The 6643-nt window shown below is 54.8% G+C and carries 3 protein-coding genes; all 3 read right to left on the reverse strand.

Annotation, left to right across the window (positions count from 1 at the left end):
* Window positions 1-94: 94 nt before the first annotated feature.
* Complete coding sequence (locus BDE01S_RS07145) at window positions 95-1444, reverse strand: nitrous oxide reductase family maturation protein NosD (protein WP_082790444.1); 1350 nt, start codon at window positions 1442-1444, stop codon at window positions 95-97.
* Between the two features lie 279 nt (window positions 1445-1723).
* Window positions 1724-3691 carry a TAT-dependent nitrous-oxide reductase gene (gene nosZ, locus BDE01S_RS07150; protein WP_066079400.1) on the reverse strand — a complete coding sequence of 656 codons (1968 nt, stop codon included), beginning with the start codon at window positions 3689-3691 and terminating at the stop codon, window positions 1724-1726.
* A gap of 141 nt (window positions 3692-3832) precedes the next feature.
* On the reverse strand, window positions 3833-6058 hold the full coding sequence (locus BDE01S_RS07155) for a NosR/NirI family protein (RefSeq protein WP_066079403.1): 2226 nt from the start codon (window positions 6056-6058) through the stop codon (window positions 3833-3835).
* Window positions 6059-6643: the final 585 nt, after the last annotated feature.

Raw genomic sequence — 6643 nt, forward strand, 5'->3', positions numbered from 1 at the left:
TAAATGACTATAAAACAATCGAGTTTTTCTTTGCCTTACGGCAAAGCGACGGGCAGGGATGCCCGTCCTACGGCTGCTCCGTCGATGCGCCGGCCTAATCGTTTGCCTCGCCCGCCCATTGCGATTTTTCGCGCTCGGCGATTTGCTGTAATTCGTCTTTAATCTGCAGATAGCGCGGCATAGCGCTGTTGGCATAGGGTTTCATCAGCGGCTTGCTGTCGGTTACGCCGCCGGGCAGGATGGCGGGAAACTGTGATTGCGCCCATTTGACGATGCTGACGGCCGGGCTGTTCATCAGCAGGCGGGCGACGGGGGCGCGCCAGATGATTTGGTCGGTGATGCCGTTGGGGCGGTAGGCGCTGTCGGCGATGCCGTCGCCGTCCAAGTCAAACGCGCTGTTGTCGCTCCAATAATTGCCGCGCCCGTCTTCCCCCCAATCGAGAAAGCGGGTGCTGACGTATTTGACCTGGCTTTCGTTATTGATAAAGGAATTGTCGCTCAGCTCCGTGCCTTCGATGGCGGCGGTGAAATGGATGCCCATGGCGCATTGCTCGAAATGGTTGCCGAGTATGCGGTTGTAATTGGCGTTGTACACAAATACGCACTTATCGGCCCGGTAAATGATGTTGTCGGCGATTTCCGAATGGTTGACGTAATTGAGCATGATGCCCTGGTCGCGGCTGTTGACGGCGATGTTGCCGAACACTTTGATGCGGTCGGAAAACATCATGGCGTAGCCGATGTTGTTGCCGATGGAGATATTGCCGCTTACTTCGCTGTCGTTGGTGTACATATAATGCACGGCGAAGCGCACATCGGTAAAGCGGTTGTTTTTATAGGTATTGTGGCTGCTGGTATTGGAAAAAATCCCGTCGCGGCCTTTGGAAATATCATTGTCCGACACCTGCGCGCCCGGCGCGTTCCATACCGTGACGCCGTTGCCGCGCTCGTTGGTCCGCAATTCGGCGTTGCCGATGATGGTGTTGGCGCGCACCAGAGCGTCGCGTGCGCCGTGGATATAGACGCCGACGGAATTGTCGAGAATATCGTTATGCTCCACCAAGGCACGCTCGGCGGTTTCTTCCAGATAAATGCCCGCGTCCATATCGGGCAGAATCAGGCCGGATTTACTGACTGTCAGGTTGCGGATGGCCACATCGGGCGCGTGCACGGCAATGGTGCGCCCTGTGCGGTCGCCGCGGATTTCGGCGCGGCGGTCGGCCGGCCCTTCCAGCGTCAGCGGTTTGTCAATGCGGATTTTGGTTTCATACACGCCCGGCGCAAACCGCAGGGTATCGCCTGCTTGGGCGCGGGCAATCACGGCTTGAACGTCGTCTTGCGGAGACACGCCGATCACCGCCGCCGATGCCGTCTGAAAAACGCAGCAGGCGGCCAGCGCCGCAGCGGCGTAGGACAATGCGGGAATGCGGAATAATGTGGGCATAAGCTCTCTCAATATTCAGACGGCGTATGGGTTGGATGCGAAATAGGCTTTCCGGAGCCGTCATTCCCGCGTAGGCGGGAATGACGGCTGAGGACTGTAAACACTTTTACAAAGCACCCAGCCTGCACAATTCGGTTTCTTAAAAATTTAACTCTATAACAAAATAATCTGCCGCATTTTACTGTGCAAACCACTTTGTTATAAAGGCCGTCTGAAAAGCCATTGATTTTTCAGACGGCCTGTTTATATCCAACAATATCAAATGATTCAATCAAAGCATTAACGCTTCGGTTTCACAATCATCTGGCCGGACATTTCCATGTGCAGCGCGTGGCAGAACCATTGGCAGTAGAACCAGTGTACGCCCGGCTGGGTGGCTTTGAAGGTGATGGAAGAGGTTTGTTGCGGGCCGATTTCCATCGCCAGGCCGTAGCCTTCCAGCGTGAAGCCGTGGGTCAAATCTTCGATGGTTTCCACGTTGGTGACATATACGGTCACTTCGTCGTCTTGGTTCACTTCAAAGTTCGGCACGCTGAACGACGGCGCAACGGCGGTCATATACACGCGCACTTTATTGCCTTCGCGCACCACTTTGGCGGCTTTCATCAAATCCACGCCGTCTTTTTGCGCCTGCTCTTCCGCGTCTTTCCAGAACCAGGCATCGCGCTGGCGATCCCAAGTTTTGGACGGATTCACTTTGGAAGCGGCCACCAAACACATATCGTGCGGCTCGGCAAAAGTCGGGTTGTCATGCACCAGCTTCATTTCGTCGCCGGAAATGTCGATTAATTGGTCGCATTCCGGTTTCAGCGGGCCGGCGTTCAGGAAGCGGTCTTTGGAGAATTTGTTCAAAGACACCAGCCATTTGCCGTCGGCTTCTTTGGTTTCGCCCATGGTCGAGTGGTTGTGGCCGGGTTGGTAGTGGACATCGAGTTTCTGCACGATATATTCCACTTTTTTATCTTTGTTTTGATACGCTTCGATGGCTTTTTCAATATTCCATTTACACATTTGGCTGTCGATAAACAGCGTGGTGTAGGCGTTGCCGCGGCCGTCGAATGCGGTATGCAACGGGCCTAAGCCCAGCTCCGGCTCGGCTACGACGACATCGCGCGGCTGGATTTTGCCGGCAAACAAATCATCCAGTTTGCTGACATCCAATACGGTTACGGTCGGCGACAGTTTGCCGTTGAGCATAATGTATTTGCCGTCGGGAGAGGCGTTACAGCCGTGCGGCGAGTTCGGCACGGGGATGTAGCGGGTAAACGGAGAATTGGCTTCGGCGCGGCCGTCCACCATTTTCACGCCTTTCACTTCTTTGTATTGGCCGTTTTTAATAGCTTCTTCGATGGCGGCCAGATTGAACACCACGACCCAGTCCTGCTCGTTGGCAGACGCGCCTTGTACGGTCAGCGCGCGCTCGGAGTTGTAGCAGGTTGAGAACGAGTATTTGCCTTGGTAGTCGGCGTCGCCGTTGTCCAAGTTGCCGTCCACCAATACCTGCCATGCGATGTCCATAGTCTCGCCGTCGATAGCGGTATAAACGGCATTCCAGGTTTTCGGGTCTTCCCAAGTGCCGTAGCCTTCTACCGGAATGATGTGTTCGCCGTTGGCGAAGATGTAGCCGGTTTTCGGGTAGCGTTGCGGACGCAGGCCGTGTACGCCGGATACGTTGGGAATATCGACGATTTTGTCGGTTTTCATCACGTTCAGGTCGATACGGCACACGCGGTTGTTGGCTTTATCGTTGGCGTAGGCGTAGCGGCCGTCGTAAGTACCGTCGGTAAACGACAGGTGCGGGTGGTGCAAGTCGCCGTTGGGCAGGCAGCGCAGGCCTTGGTCTTTCAGGAATTTGTTGGTTTCCGGCGTATTGTTTTCATTCAAAATACGCAGGCTTTCATTGGTGCGGCCCCAGCCGGTTGCGCCGTCCATATTGAACACGGGGATACGCATCAGTTCGCGCATGGAAGGCACGCCCACCAGGCGGATTTCGCCGGATTGGCCGCCGGAGAGGAAGCCGTAGTATTGGTCGAGTTCGCCCGGGCCGATGTGCGAAGTCATCGCGCCGGAAGCGGATTCGGATTTGGCAGCAGGCGCTGCGCCGGAAGCGGCTTTATCGCCCTCGGTTTTGGAACAGCCCGCCAGGCCCAGCAGACCCGCACCGGCAATGCCCGCGCCCGAAGCTGCGGCAGTACCTAAGAATGAACGGCGGCTCAAGCCTGCTTGTTCTAATTTTTCGTCTGACATCATCATACTCCTTGGTTAATTCGGTATGCGCTTCTGCAAACTCGGGGCTTTCAGCCGCCCCTGCCGTTTTCAGACGGCCTACCCTTGGGATCGGTAAACTTTTTTGCCCGCAGGCCGCATCGTACCTGCTTTCGGGCTGTATTATTTTTCCACGGCAATCCGGCTTTCCGCCGCCTGCTGCGGTTTGACGAAATGCACCACCTGCGCCTGCTGCGCCTCATGATCGGCTTTGGCGGCGGCCTGCTTCTGCTTTTTCTTATTGGTGGCCACAACCTGCGGGCAGCGCTTGTCGTGGTGGTACATCACCTGGCAGTGCAAACATTGGATACACTCGTTCGGGTGAATATCGCCCTCGGGCGCAATCGCCTGCACCGGGCATTCGTGGGTACAGATTTGGCAGGGGTTACCGCACATTTTGTAGCGGCGCAGCCAGTCGAAAATGCGGAAACGCGCCGGAATGGCAATCGCCGCGCCCAAAGGACACAGATATCGGCAGAAAAAACGCTCGATAAACAGACCCGCTGACAGCAGCGCCACCGCAAAGGCGACAAACCACCAATCTCGGGCGAATTTCAAAATAATCGCGGTTTTAAACGGCTCAATTTCGGCAAAATGTTCGGCCATGCCCAAATCGTAAAGCGACAGGGACAGCAGCCCGAAGAAAATCACATATTTGATGGCGCTCAGGCGGGTATGCAGCAAATGCGGCACAGTAATCTGCTTCACACCCAGCTTTTTGGCGATGCGGTTGGTCAGCTCCTGCAAAGAGCCAAACGGGCACAACCAGCCGCAGAACGTCCCCCTGTTCCACAGCAGCATGGTGGTCGCGGTAAACAGCCACAGGATAAACACCAGCGGATCCATCAGGAAAAATTCCCAATGAAATTCGGTCAATACGGCGGAAAACAGCGTCAGCGTGTTCACAACCGATAACTGCGCCTGCGCGTACCAGCCGATATAAAACAGCGTAAACGTTAAGAAACACAGGCGGAAACGGTCGTACCACTTCTCATAGCGCACAATCCAATCCTGAAAGAAAAACACCAGCAGCAACACCGTCAGCGCCACACCGACCACGGCAATCTGCCCCTGCTTGGCCTGCCACACCTGCTTCCACAGCTGGCCGGATTCGCTGCCTCCGGTTGCGGCTTCTACAATCCCCGCCGTTTGGTTGGCGAGTTTTTTAGGTTCTTCGTCCGCCGCAGATACGGTAACCGCCACAGGTTCGGCATCCGGATTGTCCGCATAATAGCCTTGCGGCAGCTCGTAATCGAAATCAACGGTCGCAAAAGCCTTTTCATTCACACCCAATACGCGCTGAATCATCAGCTGCACGCGCCACGGCTCGGCGGCATCAAATGCCACGTCTTCGGGAATGACAAACCACGATACTTCCTTAAACGCCGGCGCACCCTCGGCCGCCAAGGCAACCACACGCTCGTGCTGGGCATCAGTAAAGCGGAAAGTCGTATCGCCCTGTATCATCTCGATGCGGTCGAAAATCCCGCCGCGCACATAGCCCGAGCCTTTCCAGGAATAGCGCCCCTCGCCCGCAATCAACACAGCCTGCTGGCCGGGTTTCAAACGTTTTTGCAGGTTTTCCCAGCCCGCTTCGCCCAAAAGGCTTTTACCGATGGCCGGCTGGCTGACTACGGCCACATACATATCGATAAAGGTATCATCGCCCGGCCCTTTTTCCGCGTGCTCAATCGCAGCAGCATTGCCGTTTTGCTCAAACAGCTTATTGACCTCATCAACCGTCAGGTGGAATTTACCGACGGCTTTTTGCTCCAGCAGCGCATTCCAAGACTGAATACCCTGATTCTGCATATCCACCATGCGGCGCGGGCGGGTCTGCACCGGCGTATCGTCCGCCTGCTTGGCCGCGCCGGCCTGATCCGTGCCCAGCTTATAATCATGGGCGATGGCTTTAACCGAACGCTGGATGCTGTCGTTAATCACCATCAGCGTAACCGTTGCGCCGCTGATAATGTCCGCCGGCGCGCTGCCGGGCTTGAGCGGATTGTGCAGAAAATTCAAGCCGATATAATTATTGATAAACTTATCCACCCGCTCCTGCGGAATGCCGATTAACACAATCGGCTCGTTGTGCGCCACCAGCTTCGCGCCCGCAATCGTACCGTCGTTGGCCACCGCCACCATGGTATCAATCGGCTTGCTGGAATAACCGCGCGTACCCACCACATCGGTGGTGATATACACCAGGCCGAGCTGCTCGTCGCCCTTATAGACACGCGCCACCATAGGCTTGCCCTCAGGCTCGCCGTAGCGGTCGGCATTCGGAAAAATTTCAGACGGCGACACTTTACCCAAAAACTCGGGCAGCCGCTCCGCATAAGCCGGCAGGCACAGCACCGACAGCGACAACGCCGTTACCGACGCAGCCGCCCACCGCCGCAGCTTCGAAACCGCAGCTTTTGCCTTTTCCAAACCGATTCTCACTGTCTCAGCCTCGGAGATACTCAAAACACTTATATTATATGAACCATTCAACACGGATAATTTGATATAAATCAAGTTTACAAAATTTAAAAATCATTCCCGCTGAAATCTAATACTTTAGAAGTAGATGAAATATTGCATGATTTTATAAATTGCCACTTACAGCCTGCAAACAGCCATCGCAGTAACGATAAAAAATGATGGATATTTAGTTCATTTAAAATGATTTTAAACAAACCCCAAAAGGATAAACGCAAACGCCCCGCATCTCGGCCATCCCGCAGATTTTTCGGGGCAAAACAAATGCGGCGGTTTCAAGGTTTCTACACATTTTCCCAAACCGCTGCCGCCTGACGGCACGCCGGTTGACGTAAAAAAGCCGTCTGAAAAACGCGCAATATGCGGATTTTCAGACGGCTTTTTCAATTCAACAGGTGGCGGAGCGCAGCCGAAGCCTGCTTAAAAGTTAAAAGTGACTTCGACTACGCT

The organism is Bergeriella denitrificans NBRC 102155, assembly GCF_001592185.1.
GTDB lineage: Bacteria > Pseudomonadota > Gammaproteobacteria > Burkholderiales > Neisseriaceae > Neisseria > Neisseria denitrificans.